This is a genomic window from Roseibium limicola (assembly GCF_017313085.1).
Lineage (GTDB): Bacteria > Pseudomonadota > Alphaproteobacteria > Rhizobiales > Stappiaceae > Roseibium > Roseibium limicola.
In genome coordinates this window covers 351,701-375,913 of sequence record NZ_JAFLNF010000003.1, presented here as the reverse complement: position 1 = coordinate 375,913, position 24,213 = coordinate 351,701, and the positions used below count along the sequence as shown (strand labels likewise).

Genomic DNA, 24,213 nt, shown 5'->3' with positions numbered 1-24,213 from the left:
TAGGCGGTTTCGTGATCGCTTCTACTCCGGGCGCAAGTTCACTTGAATGGCGTCCGGAGCCCCACCCTGAAGAAGTTACTCATTCCAGCCGCCGGGTCGCTTGATTGCGTTCCGGGTAGCTGGCGCCTGCCGGCACGTTAAATCGGACTTGCGCATATGACTGCCTACATCCGCTGGGTTTCCAGCCTATCCCGCCTCGCTGCGGTGTTCTCTCTTCTCCTGATGGCGTCCGCCGTTCTGGTCGTGACGCAGATGGTCGTCATTCGCTATGTGCTGAATGCCTCCACCGTGTGGCAGACGGAGTATGTAGTCTATGCACTGGTGGCGATGACATTCCTCGCCTCACCCTATGTGCTGATGGAAAAGGGTCACGTCAACGTCGACCTGCTCTGGATGAAACTCGAAGGCGTTCCGTTGAAGCTGGTAAAATCTGCTGCCGGACTTGTCGGGTTGGTGTTCTGCAGTCTTCTTGCATTCTCCGGATGGGAATATTTCGCCGAGGCATGGAGCTATGGCTGGACGACGGATACGGTTTGGGGACCGCCACTGTGGATCCCGCTTTTGCCGCTGCCTCTGGGCATCGGACTCATGGCGCTGCAATACATTGCTGAGCTGGGTAAAATCTGGAAGGGAGACGAAGCATGAGCCCGCTGTTCATCGGACTTTTGATCCTCCTTGGCCTGCTGGCGCTCCTCGGCATTGGCACCCCCATCGCCTTCGCGCTGGGCTTTGTCTCCATTATCGCGTTGATGATTGTGGAAGGCTCAGGAAGCCTCGCCATTCTGGGCGAGACCTTCTTCGGCGGACTGGCATCTTTCGGCTTGGTCTCTATCCCGATGTTCATTCTGATGGGGTCGGCGGTTGCTTCGTCGCCCGCCGGAAAGGACCTTTATGAAGCGCTTGACCGCTGGCTGAACAGGGTTCCCGGCGGGTTGGTTCTGTCCAACATCGGCGCCTGTTCGATTTTTGCAGCCTTGTCCGGTTCTTCTCCTGCCACGTGTGCCGCCATCGGCAAGATGGGCATCCCGGAGATGACCAAGCGTGGCTATCCCAACGAGATTGCGGCCGGCTCGATTGCCGCCGGTGGTACACTGGGCATTCTCATCCCGCCATCGGTCACAATGATCGTTTACGGTATCGCCACAGAAACCTCGATTGGTCGGCTGTTCCTGGCCGGTCTTGCGCCGGGCTTCATGCTGACAGCTCTGTTCATGGCCTGGACGATCTATGATTGCCGCCGCCGCGGCATTGGCCTGACGACGCTCTCCAACAGCTTCACCATGAAGGAGCGCTTTGCCGCTCTGCCGCGTGTTCTGCCTTTCCTGGCAATCATCGTCGGCATTCTCTACGTACTTTATGGGGGGGTTGCGACACCCTCTGAGGCCGCTGGCGTCGGTGCGCTTTTCTGCATCGTGCTGGTCGTGGTCATTTACCGGATGTGGAGCCCCAAAAAAGTCACCAACATGTTCCGCGACACGCTGAAGGAAAGCGTGATGATCATGATGATCATCGGGGCCTCTGAATTGTTCTCTTTCACGCTATCATCGCTGTTCATCACCCAGTCGATCGCCGAGTGGATTGGCGCTCTTGAGGTGAACCGCTGGGTGCTGATGGCGATCATCAACTTCTTCCTGTTGTTTGCGGGCTTCTTTTTGCCACCAGTTGCCGTCATCCTGATGACCGCTCCGATCCTGCTGCCAATCATTCTGCAGGCCGGTTTTGATCCCTACTGGTTCGCTGTGGTTCTGACGATCAACATGGAAATCGGTCTGATTACACCTCCGGTGGGGTTGAACCTGTATGTCATCAATGGGATTGCGCCCTCGATCACCTTGTCTGAAATCCTGCGCGGCTCCATTCCGTATGTGTTGTGTATGGTGGTCGGGATCCTGCTTCTCTGCTTCTTCCCGGGTATCGCCACCTGGCTTCCCGAATTCCTGATGGGCAAGGCATTATGAACACCAGCTTCTTCGGCGAACTTCTGAACTCCATCACGCTTCAGGGACGCTCTCTTATCGACGGCCGGAAAGGGCGGTTGAGCGAGGTCCCACTTGGGTCGCTGTGCGACCAGCTTCTCTCCGGAAGGGGAGAGGCATCCGGGGTGGCGATCGCCGAAGAAGTGCTCTTGAACTACGGGAAATTGTCGCGGGAAGAGCGGCTCACATTCTTCCGCACGCTTTACCAGGACTTTGGTGCTGACACGCAAAAAATCGCGAATCTGGCCAAGGAATTGGCCGAAAAAGCTGATGATCCGGTCTTGCAGCGCCGACTTCACTCCGCGTCTGAACCGCGCCGTCAGGAGTTGATCCGTCGTCTCAACCTGGCGCCGGGTGGCACCAAGTCACTTGTCGCGATGCGCTCGGATCTGCTCGATTGTCTCGCCGAAGAGCCCGATCTCAAGGAAGTCGACCGGGATTTCGAGCATCTATTTTCCTCCTGGTTCAACCGGGGTTTTCTGGTGATGCGTCGGATCGATTGGCAGACGCCTGCCAACATACTGGAAAAGATTATCCAGTATGAGGCCGTTCATGAGATCACCGGCTGGGACGACCTGCGCCGTCGTATCGGGCTGGCTGACCGTCGACTCTATGCCTTCTTCCATCCGGCACTAGTCGATGACTTGCTGATCTTTGTGGAAGTGGCATTGACCCGCGAAATCCCTGGAGCGATTGGGCCTATCCTTGCTGAGCAGCGGGCGGAAATCCGGGCAGACGAAGCCGCAACGGCTGTGTTTTATTCCATTTCCAATTGCCAGAGAGGTTTGCGCGGCATTTCCTTCGGCAACTTCCTGATCAAGCAGGTCGTTGAAGAGCTGCGCCGGGAGCTGCCGAACTTGAAGACCTTTGTCACGCTATCGCCGGTTCCCGGCTTTACCAAGTGGCTCTCCCAGTCACTGGCCGAGGACAAGGGCCTGGCCGGTGCCGCCCTCAGTGGTCAGCAACTGGATGCCCTGCGGGACAGAACATGGCAAGACAATGAGGAACTTTCCAAGGACCTGGAAACAGTTATGCCTGCGCTCGGTGCACATTATCTGACACAGGAAAAATCCCGGGGCGCCCGCCCGCTGGACCCCGTGGCTCGGTTTCACATTGGCAATGGGGCTCGGCTTGAGCGGGTACACTGGAACGCAGACCTGTCTGAAAACGGTCTGCGCCAAGCGCACAGCTTGATGGTGAACTACCTTTATGACCTGAAAGACATCGAACGAAACCATGAGAATTTCGCCGCGACCGGGAGCGTTGCGGCCAGCGCTCAGGTGACCCGCCTTCTGCGGCAGTTGCCCGAGCAAAAGCAGACAAAATCCGAGGCTTGAAGCCTGAAACCTTGCATGAGACATCCCATGACCAATCACCTGTTTTCCCAGATCCGTGACCGCATGCCGGATGGCAACAAGCCCTTTCTTGAGACCGCCGACGGTTCGGTTCTCACCTATCAGGACGTGCTTGCGCTTTCGGCTCGTTTCGCGAATGCGTTGATCGGGCTGGGAGTGACGCCGGGGGACAGGGTTGCGGTGCAGGTGGAAAAGACCCCGGAAGCCTTGATGCTTTATCTCGCAACTGTGCGGGCAGGGGGCGTCTTTCTGCCGTTGAACACGGCCTACACACCTGCCGAGATCGACTATTTTATCTCCGATGCTGAACCGAAAGTCTTTGTCTGTGACCCGTCTCGTCGGGATGCGCTAGCGGAGACCGCATCGAAGGTCGGCGCGAGCCTGGAGACGCTGGGCGCGGATGGAAAAGGCAGTTTGAAAGACCTGGCCCAGGCCGCAGATGTTGAGTTCGCTGATGTGGCGCGGACAGAAGACGACCTTGCTGCCATTCTCTACACATCGGGCACGACGGGGCGCTCCAAGGGGGCCATGCTTTCCCATGAAAACCTGGCGTCCAACGCCCGCACTCTGGTGGACTATTGGCGCTTCACGTCAGACGATGTCCTGCTTCACGCTCTGCCGATCTTTCACACCCATGGTCTGTTCGTCGCAACCAACAGCCTGCTGATGGCTGGTGCTTCAATGCTGTTTCTGCCGAAGTTCGACCTCGGCAAGGTGTTGGAGTTGTTGCCGCGCGCCACCACAATGATGGGCGTTCCGACGTTCTACATCCGCCTTTTGACCTCGGATGCCTTCACCAAGGATCTGGTGGCGCATATGCGTCTGTTCATCTCGGGCTCTGCGCCTCTATCAGCCGAGGTTCACAGGGAGTTCTCCGCGCGCACTGGCCATGCCATTCTGGAACGCTATGGCATGACAGAAACCAACATGAACACCTCCAACCCCTATGATGGAGAACGCCGTCCGGGCACTGTCGGCTTTCCTCTACCAGGCGTTTCCGTTCGCATTGCGGATCCTGATACGGGAAAAGAAGTGGCTCAGGGCGAGGTCGGGATCATCGAGGTTAAGGGGCCTAATGTGTTCCAGGGCTATTGGCGCATGCCGGAAAAGACCGCCGAGGAATTTCGGGTTGATCGCTACTTCATAACTGGTGACATGGGGCAACTTAGCGACGATGGTTACATCTCCATCGTCGGGCGCTCCAAGGATCTCATTATTTCTGGTGGCTTCAATGTCTATCCGGCAGAGGTCGAGGCGCTGATCGACGAGATCGAAGGTGTTGCGGAAAACGCCATCATTGGCGTACCCCATCCTGACTTTGGCGAGGGTGTTGTGGCTGTGGTGGCCGCAAAATCCGGTGTGACCATCGACCCGATGGCAATTACCGCCGCCCTGAGTGAGAAGCTGGCCAAGTTCAAGCAGCCCAAGCAGATCCATGTGGTCGACACATTGCCGCGAAACACCATGGGTAAAATCCAGAAGAATGTTCTCCGGGATCAATTCAAAGACGATTTTTCCTGATGTTACGTGTCTCCCGCGAGAGCGGGAGACACGTCCCACCATGAGGGCGTTCGCCTTTTGGGCGGCAAGGCTTCTCTTTATTGCCAAGACTGCGCGCGAAATCTGTAACGTTTTGTGCAAAGTGAAGCTTGCGGATGATCCTGCAATAGCGTCTAAAGTTTTCTGATTGTTTTTCGCATTTCAGGAGGGGCACGAATGGCCGCCCCACAGACGCCCGCACTTCAGGCGGAAATTGACAAGTTTCACCACCGCACAGCTGCGCGCTGCCATCAGGCTGCGTGGGAGCTGATCGAGGCTTCGACCCCTCGTTCCGGCTGAGCAGATGCGCCTGGCCAATTTGGCCGCCACAGCTCGGTTTCACTGGCAGGCCGTTGGAGCGCCCGAAGGTATCGCCCATGCGAACCTGCTGTTTGCCTGGGCAATGGCCAAAGCCGGTGCAGGTGATGCCGCCTTGTTAGCTGCCTCCGACGCGCTGGCACATTTCAAAGACAAACCGTCAGAACCGTCCGAACTTGCAGCAGCCCAAGCCGCCATGGCCGCAGCGTGTCTGGCTGCCGGGCTGCGCGATGGATATGCCCGTCATCACGCTCAGGCAAGTGAGCTGGCGGCAACGATCGGCGCGGATACAGTCGTCCCGTCGCTTGCCGCTTTCAAGGCATTGCCAGTACCAGGCGCTATCCCGGCATCAATAGCCGTGCCGCCGGTCATCACCAAGCAGTCAGACACAGACTGAGCTTGGGTCACGTTTTCTTCATCTGGCAAACCGACGCGGGGAGGCCTGGAGGCTTCTCCGCAGACACTCTTCCTTCTACACTCCTGCAACAATCCGGGGGCCGGGAGAGGTGCGAAGATGAACAGAAGAAGCTTTCTTGGGTCGTCATTGGTGGCCTCCGTATTGTGTGTGCAGCCGCGCCTGGCGCTGAGCATAACCGCGCCGGCCACCTACGATCTTGAGGCCCATGTCGGCAAAGGCAGGCTATACGGTGAGGACGGAGGTGTTTCCGATCTCTGGCTCTACAACAAGACCCTGCCCGGCCCTGAATTGCGCGTCAGACGCGGTGAAACCCTACGGGTGAATTTTACCAACCGTCTGGACACACCGACATCCATCCACTGGCACGGTATCCGGATCGACAACCGCATGGATGGGGTCGCAGGTTTGACCCAGGAGCCGGTGCAGCCCGGCGAAAGCTTTATCTATGAGTTTACCGTGCCGGATGCAGGCACTTTCTGGTATCACGCGCATACAATGAGCTGGAACCAGGTTCCGCGTGGGTTGGCAGGCGCGCTCATTGTCGAGGAGGATGTGCCGGCATTCCCGAGGGAGCAGGACCTGACACTGTTCCTTAGTGATTGGCGTCTGGACGATGGCGGTCGTCTCGACACGGCAAGCTTTGGTGCGATGCACGACTTCTCTCATGCCGGTCGCCTCGGCAATTGGCTGACTGTGAATGGCAAGAGCATGCCGGACATCCCCCTTGTTCAGGGCGTCTGGCACCGGTTGCGAGTGATCAATGGATCGGCAGCGCGGGTGCTCGATCTCGACCCCTCGCGCTTTGGGGCTCAGGTGATTGCGCTCGATGGGCAGGCTTTGGAAAGCGTTCCAGAGACCAGCGGCGCTCTTCAACTATCACCGGGGCAACGCGTCGATCTGGCTCTCAAGCCCGAAGCTCTCGGCGCAATGCCATTTGAAATGACCACCGGTCAGCCTTTCGCCTTTGCTCGGTTCATAGTCACTGAAGGACCCACGAGCAGCGGACCCAGGAACCGTCCGCTTGTCGCAGCCAATGCATTGCCGAAGCCTGATCTCTCTAAAGTCCGACGCATGCCGCTGGATATGGCCGGCGGCGCGATGGGAGGAATGCGGGCGCTGATGGAGGCCGGTAAAGATCCGCGCGCAATGATGCAGAACGGCCAGTTCTGGGCCTTTAACGGCGAACCGGGCAGTATGGAAAGAGAACCGCTTTTCCGGGCAAAACAAGGCGAAAGCATTCAGCTGGATATAGCCAACGATACGGCTTTCACCCATGCCATTCACCTGCATGGTCATCATTTCCAGGTGCTGTCTCTCAACGGAGAGGCGCAAGACCCTCAGGACTGGCGCGACACGGTCACTCTACATAGAAAGGATACCGCCAGTGTGGCGTTTCAGGCCGACAATCCGGGCAAGTGGCTGCTTCATTGCCACATGCTGGGGCATGCAGTCTCCGGAATGACCACCTGGTTTGAAGTAGGCTGAAGTGAAGGGCGCCATCTCCTGTACCATTGTTCACATGTGGTGAACATAGATCTCACCGATCGTGGCCCGAGCCATCTCTTGAAATGAGTGGTGCCACTCTGCACTTAGTGCCAGAGATAACCCGAAGCGGGCAGGCGCTCTGCTCTTCAGCCTTTTCAGAAATTGAGATCAGCAATGACACTCCATCCCTCCAAGGATCAGCTGGTGGTCGACCACCGGACCCAGGACCATCCGATTGAACCGCTTTTCCTCAACCGCTGGTCGCCAAGGGCATTTGACGGTTCCGAAATGCCGGAAACCGATCTTAAGACCATCTTGGAAGCAGCCCGATGGGCGCCGTCGGCTTTCAACATCCAGCCATGGCGATTTGTTTATGCTCTGCGTGGCGATGCAAACTGGCAGACGCTGGTGAACCTGCTCAATCCGTTCAACCGGGATTGGGCTCAGAACGCCTCGGCGCTGGTCTATCTTTTGTCCGACACTCTGGTTGAGAACTCGGACGGCAGCACACGGGCATCCGGAACGCATGCGTTTGATGCTGGAGCCGCCTGGTCCTATGCCGCGCTGCAGGCGACGGCATTGGGATACTACTCCCACGGCATGGCCGGAATTTTGAAGGACGACATTCATCAGGCGTTGAATGTGCCAGCGCGCTTCCAACCGGAAATCGCGATCGCCATTGGCCGCCGTGGCGATGTCACCACCCTGCCTGAAGGATTGCAGGGGCGCGAAGCTCCGAGCCCGCGCAAGCCGCTGGATGAGATTGCGTTCTCCGGCTCCTTCAAGGGCTGATCAACGTCCCTATCGCAGCATTAGAAAACGAGAAAAGGCGGGGGAACCCGCCTTTTTCATACTGTTACGTCGCGAGGCTCAATGTTAGATGGCCGCTCTTGCGCCAGACCCTCGCGCCGGTTTTAGAGGTTAGTTTTTGCGTGCTGCCCGGCGGCAAGCGCAACCAGCAGCCTGGCGTGTAAATGCCGTCTTCATCGGCAAAACTGCCAGACAAGACGAAATATTCAACGCCACCCGACATGCGGAGCGGCCCGATCGACATGCCCTCGGCCCATTCCACCATCTCCACTGTTTCATTGGCAGCGGTGAACAGAGGCAGGGTAGCTTCATCCGGTCGTGTTTCCTGCCAGGCACGGGTATCCGTCGTGTCGATGCGCACGACGTGATCGTCATCCAAGGACATTTGCCGCAGTTTGACCAGGATTGTCGCCCCTTGCGTCGTTGAGGGAATGTGCATCGACCCTGGAGGATTGCGTACATACATGCCTTTGGGAAAGTCGCCGGTTTCGTCTGAAAACACGCCGTCGAGTACCAGAAACTCTTCGCCCATCTCATGGGCATGAGCGGGGAAGTCCGAGCCCGGAGCAAAGCGTACAATCGTCGTTGCGCGTGCCACTTCCTCGCCATCGCGCTCCAGCATGCGTCGTTCCACGCCGCCTGAGGGCGAGGCAATCCAGGCCAGCGAGCCGCTGTCGACTGAGGCACGTTTGGTCAGGTCTGCATGAAGCTTCATCTATCGTCTCCCGAACAACCGATTGCCAGCACAGTGGGTGCGCAGTTCTGCATGGGCAAGGAAAACCCTATGGTGAAAGGTTTTAACCCACAGGCAAGGGGATGAACATTCGGCGGTCGTAGCTCTCCGTTAGGGCCGATCTTTTGAGCTCCGGCTGGCATATTGCCGGGGAGCCTGAGCTTGGAGGCCCTATATCCCTGTGGCAAGCGGGGAAAGCTGCCATTTTCTCCTCGTCGTCCTTTGCGCTCGACCCGGAATCGTGATCAATTTCCCTCCGTTTCGATGACACGCCCTTTGACGAGACTTCAACCTTACGAACAGACCTCCTGCAGGTGGGTCGGTCAGGCTTATTGTAGCTTGGCTGAAAAACCTGTGGGTCGTCGGATCGCCGCATGACAGTTAGTATCGATATTGGTGAAATGGCGGGAAATGCCCGCGCCCAGATGGATCTGGAAGAGCTTTTGGCCACCCGCCTGCTGGTGCAGGGCAACTCCGGGTCCGGCAAGTCGCATCTTCTTCGCCGCCTGCTGGAGCAATCCGCCAAATGGGTGCAACAGGCGATCATTGATCCGGAAGGCGACTTTGTCACGCTCGCTGACCACTACGGCCATGTGGTGGTCGATGCCGTCGGCACCGAAAAAGATCTTCAGATGATCGCTGCCCGTGTGCGGCAGCACCGGGTCTCGGTTGTGCTCAACCTGGAGGGGCTCGATGCCGATCGACAGATGAAGGCTGCAGCTGCCTTCCTGGATGGTTTGTTCGAGGCGGATCGCGAACTCTGGTATCCGATGCTGGTGATCGTGGATGAAGCACAGCTTTTCGCCCCGGCAGTTGCCGGTGAAGTGACCGAAGAAGCCCGTCGGCGTTCATTGGGGGCAATGACCAACCTCATGTGCCGCGGCCGCAAACGTGGACTTGCAGGTGTCATCGCCACCCAGAGACTGGCCAAGCTGGCAAAAAACGTGGCGGCGGAAGCCTCAAACTTCCTGATGGGCCGGACGTTCCTCGATATCGATATGGCCCGTGCTGCCGACCTTCTGGGGATGGAACGACGTCAGGCAGAAGCCTTTCGAAATCTTGACCGTGGTCATTTCATTGCACTTGGACCCGCGCTCTCGCGGCGTCCGATACCCGTCAAGATCGGCCCGGTGGAGACGTCTGGTCGCGGCGGAAGCCCCAAGTTGATGCCGCTTCCTGAACAGCCGAAGGAAGAGGCCAAGGATCTGATCTTCACGCCTTCAGAGGGCGAGGCGGTGCCTGTCCGCCAGCGGTTCAGCGAACCGAAGGTCTCAACGGAAGATGTATTGAGCAGACTGTCGAATGCGGAGGACGTTGCTGCTGCGGATGTGCCTCAGGCCGAAAACCTGTTCGATGTTGGCGATCGGGAAGAGAAGATCGATGTCATACTTTCCGAGATCCTGGAGGATCCGGAAGCAGCCTTTCAACCGATCGCTTCTCTGTATCAGGACTTTCAGGTGCGCTGCCGCATCGCCAAGCTGACGGGTGGGGCCCCGGATCTCCAGAGGTTCCGCGAACGGTTGTCCGTGGCGCGAGCCGGTGTGGAGAAAGGGGATATCGACGAAAGCGAATGGAAACAGGCCGAATTGATTGCCGGCGAGCTGCCCGATGACATGCGCGGCGTTTACCTGCTGCTGGCCAAAGCCGCGCTGGCCAAGGCCCCATGTCCGGGAAACCTGGAAATCGCCACCGCTTACGGCACCCGTTCTCCAGGTCGCGGAAGGTGGTTGCTTTCGCATATGGAAGAGCGCGGTTTCCTGGTCTGTGCCACGGATCTGCGCGGCAACCGTATTGTTACGTTGACGGACTTGGGGTGGCAAACGGCTCCAGGTGATGAAGCCGCTGCCTGAACGGTCCGCCTGAAGGAACAGGTAGGACGCGATAAGGCCTCCGGCTCAAGTCATCTGATCATGTCGCAGGCCGCATACGTCGCTGAGCGACCGCCGGCTGAGAAGCTGGCAGGGGTAGGCTGTCGCGCAGCCCCATGAGGTGCCGCAGCTGGCTGATCTCGCCGGTCAGTCCGTCCAGGGTGCGGCTGAGAACATCAGCAAGATAGCTTCCAGCAGGTGCATTGTCGCGTATGCGTTCTGCACGCACCCTGACCCGCTGCAGATAGATCACCAGGTTCTCCAGATCGTCTTCCTGGATATCTGTGCGGCCGACGATTTGCGGTATTTTTTTAAAACGAGCATAGCCGTTTCCGCTTGCAGGTGACCGCAATGTCGCATGGCTCGTTCGGTTATACGGGTCGGAGTTTGCGGATTGAATATCGGACATGGCGACCTCCTTCGAGAGACGAAGTGTGGGAAAACGCTAAAATGTTCTTGTTATGTTCTCATAGCATTTCGTTGGAGGGCTTGCAAGCAGTCAACAATATCGACACGGAGCGGGTTCGGGGTGTTGAGTCACGGTGAATTTAAATGAAACAAAATCTGCCGTAACGTTTTCCAAAGCTTGCGAGCGTCACACGGAGAGGGTGGTGAGGTTCCGCCTCACAACTTGGCAGGAAATGGCCGTCGTTACACGAAAGTCACACATAAGAAGAGCTGTTTCCATCGATCCCTTCGGGCAAAAAGCCTTTTAAAAACAACGTTTTTCACGTTTTGTTTATTCGCAGGCCTGACACTGTGAAAAATTTTCACAGATGGAGTTCTTGGCGTGAACGCAGTGCTAAAGCCCCTTGGCAATCTTGGGTTCTCTTGGAAAGTCGGTGGTGGATTTGCCACCATGATCGTACTGGCAGGCGCCATCGGTGCTGTTGGCACCCTATCGATTCTTGAGCTGCGCGGGCAGAACAAGGTGACGTCGGAAGCCTCCATGGTGATGGCCTCCCTGCAACAGGTTTCCGCTCAGCGGGAAGCTTTCCTGGTCAGCCAGGATCTGTCGATGGCCGACAGCCTGAGGGAGCGCACGACAGACCTCGCCAAAGGCCTGGAAGGGCTGGCAAAGCATCTGGACGCAACCTCAGTCGGTGGAATGCGGGTCGCAACGGCAACGGCCTCTGTGACCGAGCTGCAGGGGGAACTGGAGACGGTTCTTGAGGCGGTCGACCTTCAACAGCAAACGATGTTTATTCTGGACGACACGGCCAACCAGCTGGAACACAATGGCCTGATGGTCTCCGACAAGATGGGGATGATTGCCAGTGAAGCGGAGGAGGTTGCCGCACGCGCCACCGAGACACGCACCAAGGCAGATTCTTTCTTCTCAGCTCTGGCTCAGATCGAGAGCGAAGCCGACAGTCTGAACGGTGTGCTGAAGCGCTTCCGCCTTGCCGCCATTGCCAAGGGGGATGAGGCTGCTGCCAAGGCGACGGAGCTTGTCGAGCAAGCGCATATTCACGCCGGCGCGCTGAGCGAAAGCACCAATATGATTGCCAGCCTCAACCTTCCGGGCGTTGATGCCACGAAGCTGAAGCAGATGAAGGCGGACGCCGGAAAGCTGACCAGCAATTTGGGTGAGATGGAAAAGGCCGACAGGGGCATCAATCAGCAGAAGTACCGCACTGCTGTTGCTACGAGTGCCGGGAACCTGCTGACGGCGGTCGACAGCCTCAACGCGGATGTTTCAAAGATCGTCGAAGCCTCCCGTGACGAAGCTGCCGCTGCCGTGGGACAAGCCAATCTAGTTGGAAAGGTGGTCTCCAAGGCTGACGTTCTGGTGCGCGAGACCTATGCCCTGGAGTCCATGACGAAGGATTACGTGGTCAAAAAAGGGCCGGATGAACTCGCGAGCGTTCATGCTCAAATCGAGGTCCTGACCTCCAAGGCGGAAGACCTGGTTGCGGCTGCGACTGCGTTCCCCAAGGTGGTTGGTCCAGCCCGTGCGATGAAATACAACATCGAAACATATGCCAGTGACTTCAATGAGCTTCAGTATGCGACTGAAGATTTCGATGGCGCAGTCTTTAGTCTGTCCAAGCTTTCGGAGGAAGTGCGTACGGGCATTTCGGATGTGGTGACTGACCAGTTGGAAGCTTCGTCGGTCAAGGCAGATATGGCTCTGGCGGGTATCGGTATCACGTTTGCCATCGCCATCGCTCTGGGGTCCTTGTTGGCCTTTGTGGTCTCCTTGTTGATTACCAAGCCGACCCGTCAGCTGACCAGCGTCATGGGGCGTCTGGCCCAAGGTGACACGGATGTTGAAATTCCGAATGCAGATCAGAAAGATGAAATCGGTGAGATGAGCCGCACGGTGCAGATCTTCCGTGACAACGCCATTGAGCGGCTGCGTCTGGAAGAGCAGGGCGCCGAGCAGCAGGAAGCACAGAAGCGTCGCCAGCTTGAAGTCGAGACGCTGATTGCCAGCTTCCGCGACAATGTGCAATCGGTCCTGAGCAGCCTGGACGATACGGCTCGCGAGATGGATGGAACGGCTTCGTCGCTCAGTGCGCTTGCCGCCAGCAGCTCCGAGCAAGCCTCCAGCACATCTGATGCAAGCATTCAGGCAACGATGAATGTTGAGAATGTTGCCGGTGCTGCCGAAGAACTCTCCGCCTCCATCGGCGAGATCAGCTCACAGGTGGAACGCACTTCGACCATCGTTTCCCAGGCGACAGACTCGGTCCAGAACACCAACAACAAGGTTCAGCATCTGGCCGAGGCTGCGGGTAAAATCGGCGAAGTCGTGACTCTCATCCAGGCCATTGCCGAGCAGACCAACCTGCTTGCGCTGAACGCTACCATCGAAGCGGCACGTGCCGGTGATGCAGGCAAGGGCTTTGCGGTTGTTGCATCCGAAGTAAAGGAACTCGCAACTCAGACTTCGAAGGCGACGGAAGAGATCAGCCAGCACATCTCCGCCATCCAGGGCTCGACCTCAGAGGCGGTGGATGCAATCTCGGCAATCTCCTCGACCATGGAGGAAGTCAACAGCTACACCCAGGCCATTGCTTCCGCTGTCACCCAGCAGGGCGCGGCGACCGGAGAGATTTCGGACAACGTGTTGCGCGCCTCTGAAGGGACCCGTTCGGTGCAGGCCAACATGGAAGTGCTGTCCAAGGCTGTTGATGAGACCCAGGGAGCAGCAGGCACAGTTCTCTCGGCGGCTGGTGATCTCGGTCAGCGCGGCCAGGCTCTGCGAACTGAAATTGAAGGCTTTCTCTCCCGGGTCGCAGCTGCCTGATCAAGGCACTGTTCCGGCCGCGAATGGCCTTTAGGAAGACCAATGAAACCCGGTGCATTGCATCGGGTTTTTTGATGTCTAAAGTGAAATTACAAGATTGCCGCTGAGTTATTCTCCATAAACCAAATATTCATGGTGCAAGGCGCATCGTCTCAGGATGGTAACTGGGAGGACTGTACCGTGAACCGACTGTTGAAACCCTTGGGCAATGTTCGGCTGACATGGAAGCTTGGGGGCGGCTGCGCAGCACTTGTGTTGTTGACAGCCGCTGTCGGTGGTTTCGGGACACTTTCTATATTGAACCTCAAGGGTCAGTCGGAGACCGGTGCCGCTGCCACTCATGTAATGGCCACGTTGCAACATGTGTCGTCTGACCGGGAAACCTACATGAAGCTTCAGTCGGCAGAGGCTGCAGAAGCAGCTGTCGGGCAAATCGGCAGTCTGGAAAAAGCCCTGTTGACGCTGGACAGTGCCTTGCCCGAGGGGGCGGAGGCTCACAGACGCGTGAAGGATGCGGAAAACCAGATCAGTGCACTGTCCGGCAAATTCACCGAAGTCGTCAGTGCGACGGATGCCAAGCGCGAAGTGGTCGGGACTTTGATGTCGTCCACCAACCGTCTGCGGGCCGCTGCCAATGGCATTGCCGATCAGATGCAAACGATCCGCCGCAAGGCGACAGGCGAGGCAAAGAACGCAGGCAGCCTGCGCAACCGTGCCGACCGCGTTCTATTGCTGATTGCCGATATTCAAGATGAAGCGCTGGTTCTCGAAGACGGCTTCGTTGAGTTGAAGACGAAGGAAATGGCATTCGACCCTGCCGCTGCGGAGCAAGCGAAAGAAATCTACGCTACTCTTCTCGAATCCGCAGGCCGTCTGGAGAAAGCCGCCAAGAAGGCTGGAAAGCTGAAGTTGGAAGGCCTGAAGCCGGAAGACATGAAGGGTATGGTCGATAAAGGTGGGGAACTGTCCGCCATCATCGAAACCGCCATCAATGCAACCAAGAACGTCGACAAGGTTCGGGCGCGTGTGTCGGCCATCAAGTTACTGGACACGATCTCAGACGACAGCCACGCACTGAGCCGTCTTGCATTTGCCGCATCCGGTCAGGCGCGGAAGGTTGCTTCCTCGGCCACGTCCCAGGTCACCATTGTTGAGTTGGTTGCCGGCAATGCCGATAAGTTCGTCAAGGAAGCGCTGGGGCTTGAGGCTACGACAATGGCGCTGTTCTCAGGCTTGGGAACGGCAAGCAGCGATGATGTCATCAATCGGCTGGCGATCCTGCAGAACCTTGCCAACACGTTGAAGGCGGATGCTGCGGCCTTCGCTGCAATGAAAGCCCCGAGCGAAGCCATCCTGGACGAGATCGAAACCTTCCGGTCCAACTTTGCGACGCTGGAAGCAGCTTACGAAACGGTCGATACCGTCACTGCTGAACTCAACACCCTGTCAGCACAGATGCGTGAAGGGATCGCCGAACTGGCTGAAGCCCAGGCCGACGAGGCTTCCGCACAATCGACGTTGGCGTTGTCCTTGATTGCCATCGCCGTTGCGGTCTCCGTCGGATTGGGCCTGCTGATTGCATTGGTCCTGTCCCTTGTGATCGCAAGACCTACCCAGAATCTGACGAAGGTCATGGCAAGTCTGGCGGCTGGCAACACGGATGTTGAAATCCCTTCCACGGATCAGAAAGACGAGATTGGCGACATGAGCCGTACCGTCCAGATCTTCCGCGACAATGCTCTCGAACGGCGGCGTTTGGAAGATGTCAGCGCAGAGGACAGCAGACTGCAGCAGGTGCGCCAGGGCAAGGTGGACGGTTTGATCACGGCCTTCCGCACGTCGGTGCAGCAGATGTTCATCTCCCTGACCGACACCGCACGCGAAATGGATGGAACAGCGCATTCTTTGCAGGAAATTTCCGGGCGCAGTGCAGCTCAGGCAGCCGACACCTCGAGCGCCAGTGAGGCAGCTTCCATGAATGTGGAGAATGTCGCTGGTGCAGCCGAAGAGCTCTCCGCGTCCATTGGTGAAATCAGCAGCCAGGTGGGTCGGACAACTGAAATCGTCTCGACCGCAACACAGGCGGTGCGTGAGACCAATGGCAAGGTTGCTGTTCTGTCAGAAGCAGCAGGCAAAATCGGCGAGGTGGTCAGCCTGATCCAGGCGATTGCCGAGCAAACAAACCTGTTGGCCCTCAATGCGACAATCGAGGCAGCAAGAGCAGGCGAGGCGGGTCGAGGCTTTGCTGTGGTCGCAGCCGAAGTCAAGGAATTGGCGACCCAGACCTCCAAGGCGACGGAAGAGATCTCTACACAGATCACCACGATTCAGGGGTCAACCAAAGACGCCGTGGAAGCGATCGGGTCGATTTCCGGCATTATGGAAGAAGTCGATGGCTATACCCAGTCGATAGCTTCCGCCGTCACTCAGCAGGGATCTGCAACCAACGAGATCTCCGGCAACGTACAGCGAGCTTCTGAGGGAACACGGTCTGTGCAATCAAACATGGTCAGCCTCGCAGAAGCAGTGGAAGAAACCCGCGTTGCTTCAGGATCGGTGTTGTCTGCGGCGGGGCATCTGGGGCAGCGCAGTGGCGAACTGCAGAAGGAAATCGAGACCTTCCTGGCGGAAGTTGCCGCCGCCTGATGAGAGAGCGGGCCATCTCAATAAGCTGGGCCCGCTCGCAAGGCGCGTAGCCTGGCTCTAAAAAACGGCTGAGTGCCCGCGATGAGAGCGGTCCTCTGAAAAACGAGAACTGCGCCACTGGTTTTCCTCTGCCCTCTCGGTTCTGCTTCTCTCCTCGCGTTTGAATAGGTCAACGAGAAACCGTCCGACCGAGCCGACGAGCATCAGGAAAGACCCGAGAATGAACAGCCAGACGCCAAGTGTCTTGTAAGGTTCAAGAGACGGCAGAAACAGAATGGAGCCGATGAAGAAGGTTCCGTTTCCGATCAAACCAAGCCCGAGATGAATCCATCCGTAGTCTCGAAGAAAGATCTTGAGCGGTAGCCATTTCTTTGCCAGCGTCATGTTTGCCTCCTTTTTCATATGCATTCAATTGCCCTGTACGGTCACCGGTTTGGCGCGCGAGAGTTTGTTCTTTATCTTTTGATATGTGCTGATCAACCCCAGGCTCTGCCTGTCGCCGACGGTATCAGCGACCATCGCGCGACGATCACCGCGTGGGCGATCGGGGCCGACAGTTGAATCTACCGAGGTCTGGTGTTCGATCTCTGCGTTCATTTCAGCTCCCAGAAGCACCACGTAGGTGGACAGGTAGATCCACATCATCAGACCGACGACCGCGCCAAGTGAGCCGTAGGTTGCGCCGTAGTTACCGAAGCGCGAGAGGTAGTAGGCAAAGCCGGCAGCGACAGCCACCATACCCAAGGCAGCCCCAACCGCACCGGGGGAAATCCACCGCCATTTGGCCGGTCGACGGCTCGGTCCCCAGCGATACAGGGCGCTGATGCCGAAGACGCTGCCGGCAATCAGCAAAACCGGAAGTGTAAGGCCGGCGACGAGGGCGTAGAGACCATCCATGCCGAGATAGCTAAACATCAGCGGCAGGGTGACTGCGGAATTCAGCAGCACCAAGCCAAAAATCAGGACCGAGATTGTGAACAGCAGCGTCAGCCCTTTGACGACCAGGAAGTTACGGCTTTCAGTCTCGTTGTAGGCGACGTTCATCGCCTGAAACATTGCCGTGACACCCTTGTTGGCACTCCAGATGGCCAGAAAGAGCGAAACCATGAAGGATACGCCGAGGGTCTGATCTGGCCGCGAAATCAGCCGGGTGAGCTCGCCCCGTAGAATTTCCATGGCACCTCCGGGAATATAAAGCGCGAAGCGGTCAAGTTGCGCAGCCAGCGCGCCCGGATCGGTCAGCAAGCCGTATAGGGAGACAAGTGCCCCAAGCGCCGGTACCAACGACAGTATGATGAAAAACGTCGTGCCGGCAGCCACAAGGCCGATGTTATCGATTGAAAGCTGCTGTTGCACCCGCAGGATGATGTCCAGCCAGCCTCGCGCGGGTATCTCGACCATGCGCTTGGCTCCACGTCCGCGCTTTTCCTCGCGAGGTTCTTCTTCCAGGCTTTTCATCGTCGCAGGAGTGGTTTCGGTAGCTGCACGTTGCTCGGGTGAAGATGGCGTGGAGGAGAAGAAATTGGCCATTGAGATATCCTGATTGAGATCGGCTGGTGCGCTTGCGGGCGAGGTAACCTTTGATCGGAGTATGGCTAGGGAACGCCCATTTCCCGTCAATGTTCCGTTTTGCATCACGAAAATGCCTCGTTTCGTCAGGGAACGGCGCCGGGGGAAGGATCGTTGTCCGGGTGCAAACGCAAACAAGGGAGTATGAAATGCCCAAGATCACTGACGCGAAAATTCTGATTATTTCCACGCATGGGTTTGAGCAGTCGGAGCTGGAATATCCACGCGATGAACTGCGAAAAGCCGGTGCGGTCGTCCATGTCGCCACACCTGATGGTGAAGCGATCAAGGGCTGGGACAAGGACAATTGGGGCAACAAGGCTGATGCCGACCTGAAACTGACGCAGGCTGCCCCTGCCGACTATGACGCGGTGGTCCTGCCTGGTGGCCAGATCAATCCGGATCTGCTGCGCGTAAACGATGATGCACTCGCACTGATCCGTTCCTTCGTTCACAACGGCAAGACCGTTGCCGCCATTTGCCATGCCCCGTGGCTACTGGCTGAAGTCGGCGCTTTGAACGGCCGTGAAGCGACGTCCTACAAGTCGATCAAGACCGATATCGAGAATGCCGGAGCCAAATGGCGTGATCAGGAGGTGGTCTGCGACAACGGCATCGTCACGTCTCGGTCGCCCGAGGATCTTCAGGCATTCGTTGCCAAGATCATCGAGGAAATCGAAGAGGGCGAACACAAGCGCAAAGCTGCGTGATCAACTAACTGTTCATCCCATTCAAAAAGGCTGCAGCTCCTTTGCTGCAGCCTTTTTCATGCGTGGTGATCAGTTTACGGCCTAGCTGCTTTTCACCGAGCGCAAGCGCCCGCGCAGCAGGGTGAAGACCGCAATCGCGGCATAAAGCACGATCGGATAGATCAACGCGGTTTCCAGTGCCTGAATGAAGGCGGCATGGCTGGCTGCGCCCGGTGCGTGGCCATCCACGCCCAGCGTTGCAAAGAAGATCTGCCCCAGCACTGCAATGCCGAAAGCCGTTCCGGCTTGTTGGAACGCCTGCATGGCGCCGGATCCGGCCCCTGCAGATGTGTTGTCGACAGACGCCATGATTGACTGAAACAAGGTGGGTACGACAGCCCCCATGCCCATGCCACACAGAAGAAGCGGAATAACAAAGCTCAGAGAGATGATCTCGTCACCAGTCGAGCTGACGACTATGCGCAAGGCAAGGAAGCCAGTGCACATTAGAGCAGCTCCTGAGGCCATCCAGACTGTCTTGTTCTTCGTTCCCAGGCGCGCGCCGAAAGTTGAGGCAAGCATGACGCCAACCGGAAAGGGCACAGTGAGCAGTCCGGACATCAGGGGGGACAGCCCGAAGCCGCTTTGCAGGAACACTGCGAGCAGAAAGAACATGCCGGCAATGCCGGAAAAATGCGCAGTGGCGATCCCGAGCCCAGACAGGAACGCCGGGCTGGTTAGAAGACTGCGTGGCATGAGAGCCGACCGGCCAGGGCGGTCACAATAGAATTGCCAGAAATAGAAGCCGATCCCAAAAGGCAGTGCGCATCCCATCATGGCAAAGGTCCACCAGGGCCAGCCGAAGTCACGCCCCTCGACCAAGGGCAAAACCAGACAGACGGAAAACCCGCCGAACAACAGGATCCCGAGCCAGTCGGGACGTGTAGCAGCCTGAGCCGGGATCCGCGGTATAAGAAGAAAGCTACCGGCAATCGCCAGTGCACCAATTGGCAGATTGATCAGAAAGATCGTGCGCCATCCGAGCTCCCACAGATCGGCGGATATCAGAACGCCGCCAATCAGCGGGCCCGCCACCGCGCCGAGGCTGGTGATCACCCCAGTCATGGCAAAGGCTTTGCCTTTCTGCTCAGGCGGAAAGATGACGTGGATGATGGCCAGGACCTGCGGCACCATCATTGCAGCACCGACACCCTGGATCAGACGCGCGACAATCAGTGTTTCGATGTTTGGGGCAAAGCCGCACAAGACTGAGGCCAAAGTGAAGACAATCAGGCCAGCCTGGAAAACTCTGTGACGGCCCCACAGGTCGCCAAACCGTCCAAACGGCAGCAAACCCGCGGAAAAGGTCAGAACATAACCGGCCGAGACCCATTCCAGATCTGTCGACGATGCATCCAGGCCGGCCTGAATGGCAGGCAGGCCAACATTGACGATGGTGATGTCAATCAAGTTCATGAAGTTGGCAAGCAGCAACACCGCTGCGGCGAGCCACGGATTGAAGTGCAGGTCGGGCGTGCCGGGGCCGCCCTTGGTTTCGGGATTTGGCATAAGAATAGGATCTTTGTGAAAAGGGCCGGCAGAATGGCCGACGCAAAAGAAAAGGCTGTCCGCGTGGAGGAGCGCGGTCAGCGAAGCTGTTTTATGAGCTAAGAGTTTTGCAGAAAAATGTCACGCAAAAGCTAAAGGTCAGTGATCGCGCAGCGCTGTGATCAGTTCAGCCTTGTTCATGCCGGATCGGCCGTCAATGCCGATCTCCTGGGCCTTTTCGTAAAGCTGGTCTTTAGTCCACTCCTCATAAGGCGGGGCTTTTCCACCTTTTTCCGAGGGCTTGTCCCCTGCGGCTTTGGCATTGGAGATGCGCGCTGCCTTTTCCTTGCTCATGCCGTCATCGCGCAAGGCGTCGTAGAGCTCATCATCCTTGATGGAGGGGCTATGAGATTTTGCCATCGGAGGTCTCCTGTCCGTCTTTTGTCTGATATAAAAACCGGACAGGAGTTCTTTTGGTTCCCTGTGCACGCTGCGGAAGCTGACATACGCGATAAAGCAGCTCAGAAGCCTAGGACACCTTGGCCTTTACTCGCCGAGCTTAGCTTCTTGCTGGCGTTTGTGGGAGGCGAGGGCCATCAAACGGCGATCACGCCACTTCTGGCGTTCCTCCAGTTTGTTGGCGGGCAGACGTTCGCGGCGGTTGCTTTCCACCGCATCCATCACCGGGCCATCCCAATTTACGCGTGTCAGCATCTGCGTGAACATGTTGGCGAACATGCCCTGGTAGCGCTGGGCATAGTCGCGCACTCCTGCCGGCGCATTCAGGTCAATGGTCTCAAACGGGCCCATGAAGGCCCAACGCGCCGCCAATCCTTCGCGAATGCCGATATCGACGTCCTCGGCAGAAGCGTGCCCGCCATCGACCAGCCGGAAAGCTTCTTCCAAAAGCGCGCCTTGAAGTCGGTTCATGATGAAACCATCGATTTCGCCGGTCATCATGATTGGTTGTTGCCCGGCCTTGATCATCAGTTGCCGTGTTTTCTCCATGGCGTCATCAGACGTCCAGGGGGAGGGGACAACTTCAACGGCACGGATCAGGTAAGGCGGATTGATCGGGTGGGCAACCAGACAGCGATCCCGTCCCTTCAGATGTTCTGTGAATTTCGACGGAAGCAGAGCCGAGGTCGAGCTGGCGAGGATCGTCTGCGGGTCTGCAATCTCATCCATCTCCGACCAGAGAGACTGCTTCAACTCAATTTGTTCCGGAGCATTCTCCTGAACATGAAGGGCTCCGTCGAGGGCTTCCGCAAGCCGTTTTTGGCTCGAAACCCGCGCCAGAACCTCTGCTGGCGCTTGACCATTCAGCAGGTCGTTGGCCTCAAGATCACCGAGTACGTCGCCAATGTAGGAGATTGCGGCTTCTGGGGCACCGTCAAGCTTGTCCCATAGCGTTACCTCATATCCCGCGCGCGCATAGGTGATGGCCCAGGCACGGCCGATAAAGCCGGAACCCACGATTGCAACTTTCGCCATTTGGCGTTTCCTCCCAAAGACATGAACCGAAACGCAGCACCTCCTGCCGTGCTTCGGATGAGATGCGATGGAAGCAAATTATCAGGTAAAAGAAAAGGCAGTGCAGGGCATGAACTGTCTTGCCAGGCGACTGGGAGCCGGCATTTTGGGTTGCGCTGAGAGTGACGTTCGTGGTGCGGCACTCTGGTAATCCCAGCTTATGAGATCATCTTCGTCTGCTGTTGGCTGGCGTCTATATCTGAAAATATCAGGATCTTTTTGGCTGATAACCGATCTTGGTGGGCGGCAGCTTAAGCAAGACGTGAATTTCAGTGGTCCAGTGCTTTTGGTGCATTGCACAATTATCAGGCCTGCGCATAATGGGGGCATGTCGCCCGCGCTTTCCATTCTCGTCATTGATGACAATCACATCCGTGCTTCCATAATCGAGCAGGGCCTGCACGATGCTGGTCATTTTCGGGTTATCCTGGTGCATGAAATGGATGGGCTGGTTCGGCGCATCGCAGAGATCGATCCTGATGTGATCGTCATCGATCTGGAAAATCCCAACCGTGACAAGCTGGAACACATGTTTCAGGTGACGCGTGCAGTCCAAAGACCCATTGCCATGTTTGTTGACCAGTCCGACGCGGGCTCTATTGAGGCGGCCGTCGAAGCAGGCGTCTCTGCCTATGTGGTGGACGGGCTGAAAAAGGAACGGGTGAAGCCCATCCTCGATATGGCGATCAGCCGCTTCCGCGCATTTTCCCGACTGACAAACGAGCTGGCAGAGGCGCGCAGTGAACTGGCTGAGCGCAAGACGGTTGAGCGGGCGAAGGGGATCTTGATGAAAACGCGCGGGATTTCGGAGGATGAGGCCTATCGGCTCCTGCGAAAGACCGCGATGAACCAGAGCCGCAAGATAATCGAGGTAGCCCAGAGCCTCGTGATTGCCAGTGGTCTCTTGGAGGAATGAGTATGAGCGCTGGGACTTTGGATAGCGTTGTTGCCGGATATATACCGCTGCTTGACAGTGCACTGCTGGTAATTGCATCGACCTATGGATTTGCCGAGGAACAGGGCATTGATCTGAAGCTGATCCGCGAGACTTCCTGGGCCAATATTCGCGACCGTATTGCCGTCGGTCATTTCGACGTCGCCCATATGTTGGGGCCGATGCCGATTGCCGCCTCACTGAAAATCACGACCCTTGCCGTGCCAATGCGGGCTGCGATGTTCCTGGGGCTTGGTGGCAATGCCATCACGGTCTCCAACGCACTCTGGGCTGATTTGCAGGGCGAGGGGGCAGCCGAGGACGGCGAACCCAGGGCGACGGGGGAAGCGCTGGCATCTCTGGTCAGAAAACGCGCGGATGCCGGACGGCATCCTTTGCGCTTCGGCGTCGTGCATCCTTTCTCCGGTCACGCCTATGAACTGCGCTACTGGCTTGCAGGCGTGGGGATTCATCCCGACCGGGATGTCGAGATTTCGGTGTTGCCACCGCCATTGATGCCCGATGCACTGACGATGCATCAGATTGATGGCTATTGCGTGGGCGAACCTTGGAACACGGTGTCTGTTCTAAGTGGTCGCGGACGTATCGTGACCTTCAAGGAGGCGATCTGGCCGTCGAGCCCGGAAAAGGTGCTTGGTGTCACGGAAAGCTGGGCGGCACGCAATCCGGATGTTTTGCATCGCCTTATCCAGGCGTTGAAGAATGCCTCCGACTGGTGCGCGCTCAAGGAGAATGCCACTGAGCTGGCGCAGGTTCTGGCACGTCAGGAGTTTCTTGATTGCCCGGCTGAGGCCTGTCTTCCTGCTCTGACAGGACGCTTGCAGTTGGGCAAGACCGGGCCTGAAGTGGAGGCGGAAATCTTCAAGGTTTCCGGGTACGGCGCCCAATTGCCCAATCCTCATCATGGTCTGTGGTTCTATTCCCAGATGGTGCGCTGGGGTCAGGCGATCTACTCCGACGAAGACCTGAAGGTGGTTCAACACACCTTTGCGCCGGACATTTACTCATCGGCAATGGGGCTGGCCCCCCTTACCGCCGGGCGTGCTGATCTCGGTTTCCATTTTTTTGATGGACTGGAGTTCAATCCAGAGAACGTCAAAGGTTACATCGACGGGTTCAAGATCCGTTCCTGACTGCTAAATCTCCGGACGCTATGCGTAAATATTGTTCATCTGCGAAATAAACGGGCCGAGTTTTTGTGCGGCGCACGCATTGGGTAATTCTGTTAATTTTCATTAAGGTATTGAATTCATTAATAGTATAGGGAAGTAATCCAATTGGCACACTTCCTGCAAGGTTAGGGGTGAGAGCCAAAGAAGGCCTTCCAGAGGAATAAGCGCCCGAAGCGGGGCGACACGGCAAAGCCGCCGATGAGACTGAAACACACCTCCCGTGTGTCGGTCCATCGGCGGCTTTTTTGTTTTGACCAACAGTCGACCCGCAGGCGGCCATACCGGAAGGCCCAGGAACCGGAGCGAAGAGCTCGGGACCTGGAGACGGACGGTGGGCTCAGGG

Annotated in this window: 21 protein-coding genes; 14 read left to right on the top strand and 7 right to left on the bottom strand. The window is 57.3% G+C overall.

Translation table 11 applies throughout. The annotated features are described in order from the left end of the window. The first annotated feature begins 156 nt into the window (after positions 1–156). From J0X15_RS08920 to J0X15_RS08890, 8 genes are all read left to right on the top strand, one after another. Positions 157–645, top strand: coding sequence for a TRAP transporter small permease subunit (locus J0X15_RS08920; RefSeq protein ID WP_206939824.1), 489 nt, complete (start codon positions 157–159; stop codon positions 643–645). Then, positions 642–1,958 carry a TRAP transporter large permease gene (locus J0X15_RS08915; protein WP_206939823.1) on the top strand — a complete coding sequence of 439 codons (1,317 nt, stop codon included), beginning with the start codon at positions 642–644 and terminating at the stop codon, positions 1,956–1,958. The genes J0X15_RS08920 and J0X15_RS08915 overlap by 4 nt, the downstream gene beginning before the upstream one ends. Then, positions 1,955–3,313 carry a malonyl-CoA decarboxylase gene (locus J0X15_RS08910; RefSeq protein WP_206939822.1) on the top strand — a complete coding sequence of 453 codons (1,359 nt, stop codon included), beginning with the start codon at positions 1,955–1,957 and terminating at the stop codon, positions 3,311–3,313. The genes J0X15_RS08915 and J0X15_RS08910 overlap by 4 nt, the downstream gene beginning before the upstream one ends. Positions 3,314–3,340: 27 nt before the next feature. Then, positions 3,341–4,852, top strand: a complete 1,512-nt coding sequence (locus J0X15_RS08905; protein WP_206939820.1) for a malonate--CoA ligase — start codon at positions 3,341–3,343, stop codon at positions 4,850–4,852. A gap of 195 nt (positions 4,853–5,047) precedes the next feature. Continuing rightward, a complete protein-coding gene (locus tag J0X15_RS20275; RefSeq protein WP_269439401.1) occupies positions 5,048–5,170 on the top strand; it encodes a hypothetical protein in 123 nt (40 codons plus the stop codon). Positions 5,171–5,174: 4 nt separating this feature from the next. Continuing rightward, positions 5,175–5,585 (top strand): hypothetical protein, encoded by a 411-nt coding sequence (locus J0X15_RS08900; RefSeq protein ID WP_206939819.1) that lies wholly within the window; start codon positions 5,175–5,177, stop codon positions 5,583–5,585. 117 nt (positions 5,586–5,702) lie between these two features. Further along, positions 5,703–7,091 (top strand): multicopper oxidase family protein, encoded by a 1,389-nt coding sequence (locus tag J0X15_RS08895; RefSeq protein WP_206939818.1) that lies wholly within the window; start codon positions 5,703–5,705, stop codon positions 7,089–7,091. 174 nt (positions 7,092–7,265) lie between these two features. Then, positions 7,266–7,883, top strand: coding sequence for a nitroreductase family protein (locus J0X15_RS08890; RefSeq protein ID WP_206939817.1), 618 nt, complete (start codon positions 7,266–7,268; stop codon positions 7,881–7,883). 64 nt (positions 7,884–7,947) lie between these two features. Here J0X15_RS08890 and J0X15_RS08885 read toward each other — a convergent pair whose 3' ends face one another. Then, a complete protein-coding gene (locus tag J0X15_RS08885; RefSeq protein WP_206939816.1) occupies positions 7,948–8,616 on the bottom strand; it encodes a cupin domain-containing protein in 669 nt (222 codons plus the stop codon). Positions 8,617–9,008: 392 nt separating this feature from the next. Here J0X15_RS08885 and J0X15_RS08880 point away from each other — a divergent pair, with 392 nt between their 5' ends. Beyond that, positions 9,009–10,484, top strand: a complete 1,476-nt coding sequence (locus tag J0X15_RS08880) for an ATP-binding protein (protein WP_206939803.1) — start codon at positions 9,009–9,011, stop codon at positions 10,482–10,484. Between the two features lie 58 nt (positions 10,485–10,542). On the opposite strand, the gene J0X15_RS08875 is transcribed toward J0X15_RS08880, so the two are convergent. Beyond that, entirely contained in the window at positions 10,543–10,911 is a 369-nt protein-coding gene (locus J0X15_RS08875) for a hypothetical protein (RefSeq protein WP_206939802.1), read from the bottom strand. A 381-nt stretch (positions 10,912–11,292) separates the two neighbouring features. Between J0X15_RS08875 and J0X15_RS20360 the strand changes: the two genes are divergently transcribed. Together J0X15_RS20360 and J0X15_RS08865 are read left to right on the top strand one after the other, a co-directional pair. Continuing rightward, positions 11,293–13,758, top strand: coding sequence for a methyl-accepting chemotaxis protein (locus J0X15_RS20360; protein WP_206939801.1), 2,466 nt, complete (start codon positions 11,293–11,295; stop codon positions 13,756–13,758). Positions 13,759–13,938: 180 nt separating this feature from the next. Continuing rightward, complete coding sequence (locus J0X15_RS08865) at positions 13,939–16,404, top strand: methyl-accepting chemotaxis protein (protein WP_206939800.1); 2,466 nt, start codon at positions 13,939–13,941, stop codon at positions 16,402–16,404. Positions 16,405–16,461: 57 nt separating this feature from the next. On the opposite strand, the gene J0X15_RS08860 is transcribed toward J0X15_RS08865, so the two are convergent. Then, positions 16,462–16,788: a YrhK family protein gene (locus tag J0X15_RS08860; protein WP_206939799.1), complete on the bottom strand. Its 327-nt coding sequence runs from the start codon at positions 16,786–16,788 to the stop codon at positions 16,462–16,464. A gap of 24 nt (positions 16,789–16,812) precedes the next feature. Beyond that, a complete protein-coding gene (locus J0X15_RS08855; protein WP_206939798.1) occupies positions 16,813–17,934 on the bottom strand; it encodes a YihY/virulence factor BrkB family protein in 1,122 nt (373 codons plus the stop codon). A 188-nt stretch (positions 17,935–18,122) separates the two neighbouring features. Between J0X15_RS08855 and J0X15_RS08850 the strand changes: the two genes are divergently transcribed. Beyond that, positions 18,123–18,683 carry a type 1 glutamine amidotransferase domain-containing protein gene (locus J0X15_RS08850; protein WP_206939797.1) on the top strand — a complete coding sequence of 187 codons (561 nt, stop codon included), beginning with the start codon at positions 18,123–18,125 and terminating at the stop codon, positions 18,681–18,683. Between the two features lie 81 nt (positions 18,684–18,764). On the opposite strand, the gene J0X15_RS08845 is transcribed toward J0X15_RS08850, so the two are convergent. From J0X15_RS08845 to J0X15_RS08835, 3 genes are all read right to left on the bottom strand, one after another. Next, the gene (locus J0X15_RS08845) at positions 18,765–20,231 is read right to left on the bottom strand and encodes an MFS transporter (RefSeq protein ID WP_206939796.1); all 1,467 of its coding nucleotides are present in this window, start codon (positions 20,229–20,231) and stop codon (positions 18,765–18,767) included. A gap of 138 nt (positions 20,232–20,369) precedes the next feature. Beyond that, positions 20,370–20,630 carry a Rho termination factor N-terminal domain-containing protein gene (locus tag J0X15_RS08840; RefSeq protein ID WP_206939794.1) on the bottom strand — a complete coding sequence of 87 codons (261 nt, stop codon included), beginning with the start codon at positions 20,628–20,630 and terminating at the stop codon, positions 20,370–20,372. 126 nt (positions 20,631–20,756) lie between these two features. Then, the gene (locus tag J0X15_RS08835) at positions 20,757–21,704 is read right to left on the bottom strand and encodes a 3-hydroxyacyl-CoA dehydrogenase (RefSeq protein WP_206939793.1); all 948 of its coding nucleotides are present in this window, start codon (positions 21,702–21,704) and stop codon (positions 20,757–20,759) included. A 367-nt stretch (positions 21,705–22,071) separates the two neighbouring features. On the opposite strand from J0X15_RS08835, the gene J0X15_RS08830 reads away from it, so the two are divergent. Together J0X15_RS08830 and J0X15_RS08825 are read left to right on the top strand one after the other, a co-directional pair. Continuing rightward, positions 22,072–22,659 carry an ANTAR domain-containing response regulator gene (locus J0X15_RS08830; RefSeq protein WP_206939792.1) on the top strand — a complete coding sequence of 196 codons (588 nt, stop codon included), beginning with the start codon at positions 22,072–22,074 and terminating at the stop codon, positions 22,657–22,659. Between the two features lie 2 nt (positions 22,660–22,661). Further along, positions 22,662–23,831: a CmpA/NrtA family ABC transporter substrate-binding protein gene (locus tag J0X15_RS08825; RefSeq protein ID WP_206939791.1), complete on the top strand. Its 1,170-nt coding sequence runs from the start codon at positions 22,662–22,664 to the stop codon at positions 23,829–23,831. The last annotated feature ends 382 nt before the right edge of the window (positions 23,832–24,213 follow it).

Coding starts and splice junctions, on each gene's coding strand:
- J0X15_RS08855 (WP_206939798.1), bottom strand. CDS start 17,934: ATGGCCAATTTCTTCTCCTCCACGCCATCTTCACCCGAGCAACGTGCA.
- J0X15_RS08905 (WP_206939820.1), top strand. CDS start 3,341: ATGACCAATCACCTGTTTTCCCAGATCCGTGACCGCATGCCGGATGGC.
- J0X15_RS08845 (WP_206939796.1), bottom strand. CDS start 20,231: ATGCCAAATCCCGAAACCAAGGGCGGCCCCGGCACGCCCGACCTGCAC.
- J0X15_RS08890 (WP_206939817.1), top strand. CDS start 7,266: ATGACACTCCATCCCTCCAAGGATCAGCTGGTGGTCGACCACCGGACC.
- J0X15_RS08860 (WP_206939799.1), bottom strand. CDS start 16,788: ATGACGCTGGCAAAGAAATGGCTACCGCTCAAGATCTTTCTTCGAGAC.
- J0X15_RS08830 (WP_206939792.1), top strand. CDS start 22,072: ATGTCGCCCGCGCTTTCCATTCTCGTCATTGATGACAATCACATCCGT.
- J0X15_RS20275 (WP_269439401.1), top strand. CDS start 5,048: ATGGCCGCCCCACAGACGCCCGCACTTCAGGCGGAAATTGACAAGTTT.
- J0X15_RS08875 (WP_206939802.1), bottom strand. CDS start 10,911: ATGTCCGATATTCAATCCGCAAACTCCGACCCGTATAACCGAACGAGC.
- J0X15_RS08910 (WP_206939822.1), top strand. CDS start 1,955: ATGAACACCAGCTTCTTCGGCGAACTTCTGAACTCCATCACGCTTCAG.
- J0X15_RS08825 (WP_206939791.1), top strand. CDS start 22,662: ATGAGCGCTGGGACTTTGGATAGCGTTGTTGCCGGATATATACCGCTG.
- J0X15_RS08895 (WP_206939818.1), top strand. CDS start 5,703: ATGAACAGAAGAAGCTTTCTTGGGTCGTCATTGGTGGCCTCCGTATTG.
- J0X15_RS08840 (WP_206939794.1), bottom strand. CDS start 20,630: ATGGCAAAATCTCATAGCCCCTCCATCAAGGATGATGAGCTCTACGAC.
- J0X15_RS08850 (WP_206939797.1), top strand. CDS start 18,123: ATGCCCAAGATCACTGACGCGAAAATTCTGATTATTTCCACGCATGGG.
- J0X15_RS08885 (WP_206939816.1), bottom strand. CDS start 8,616: ATGAAGCTTCATGCAGACCTGACCAAACGTGCCTCAGTCGACAGCGGC.
- J0X15_RS08920 (WP_206939824.1), top strand. CDS start 157: ATGACTGCCTACATCCGCTGGGTTTCCAGCCTATCCCGCCTCGCTGCG.
- J0X15_RS08880 (WP_206939803.1), top strand. CDS start 9,009: ATGACAGTTAGTATCGATATTGGTGAAATGGCGGGAAATGCCCGCGCC.
- J0X15_RS08900 (WP_206939819.1), top strand. CDS start 5,175: ATGCGCCTGGCCAATTTGGCCGCCACAGCTCGGTTTCACTGGCAGGCC.
- J0X15_RS08835 (WP_206939793.1), bottom strand. CDS start 21,704: ATGGCGAAAGTTGCAATCGTGGGTTCCGGCTTTATCGGCCGTGCCTGG.
- J0X15_RS08915 (WP_206939823.1), top strand. CDS start 642: ATGAGCCCGCTGTTCATCGGACTTTTGATCCTCCTTGGCCTGCTGGCG.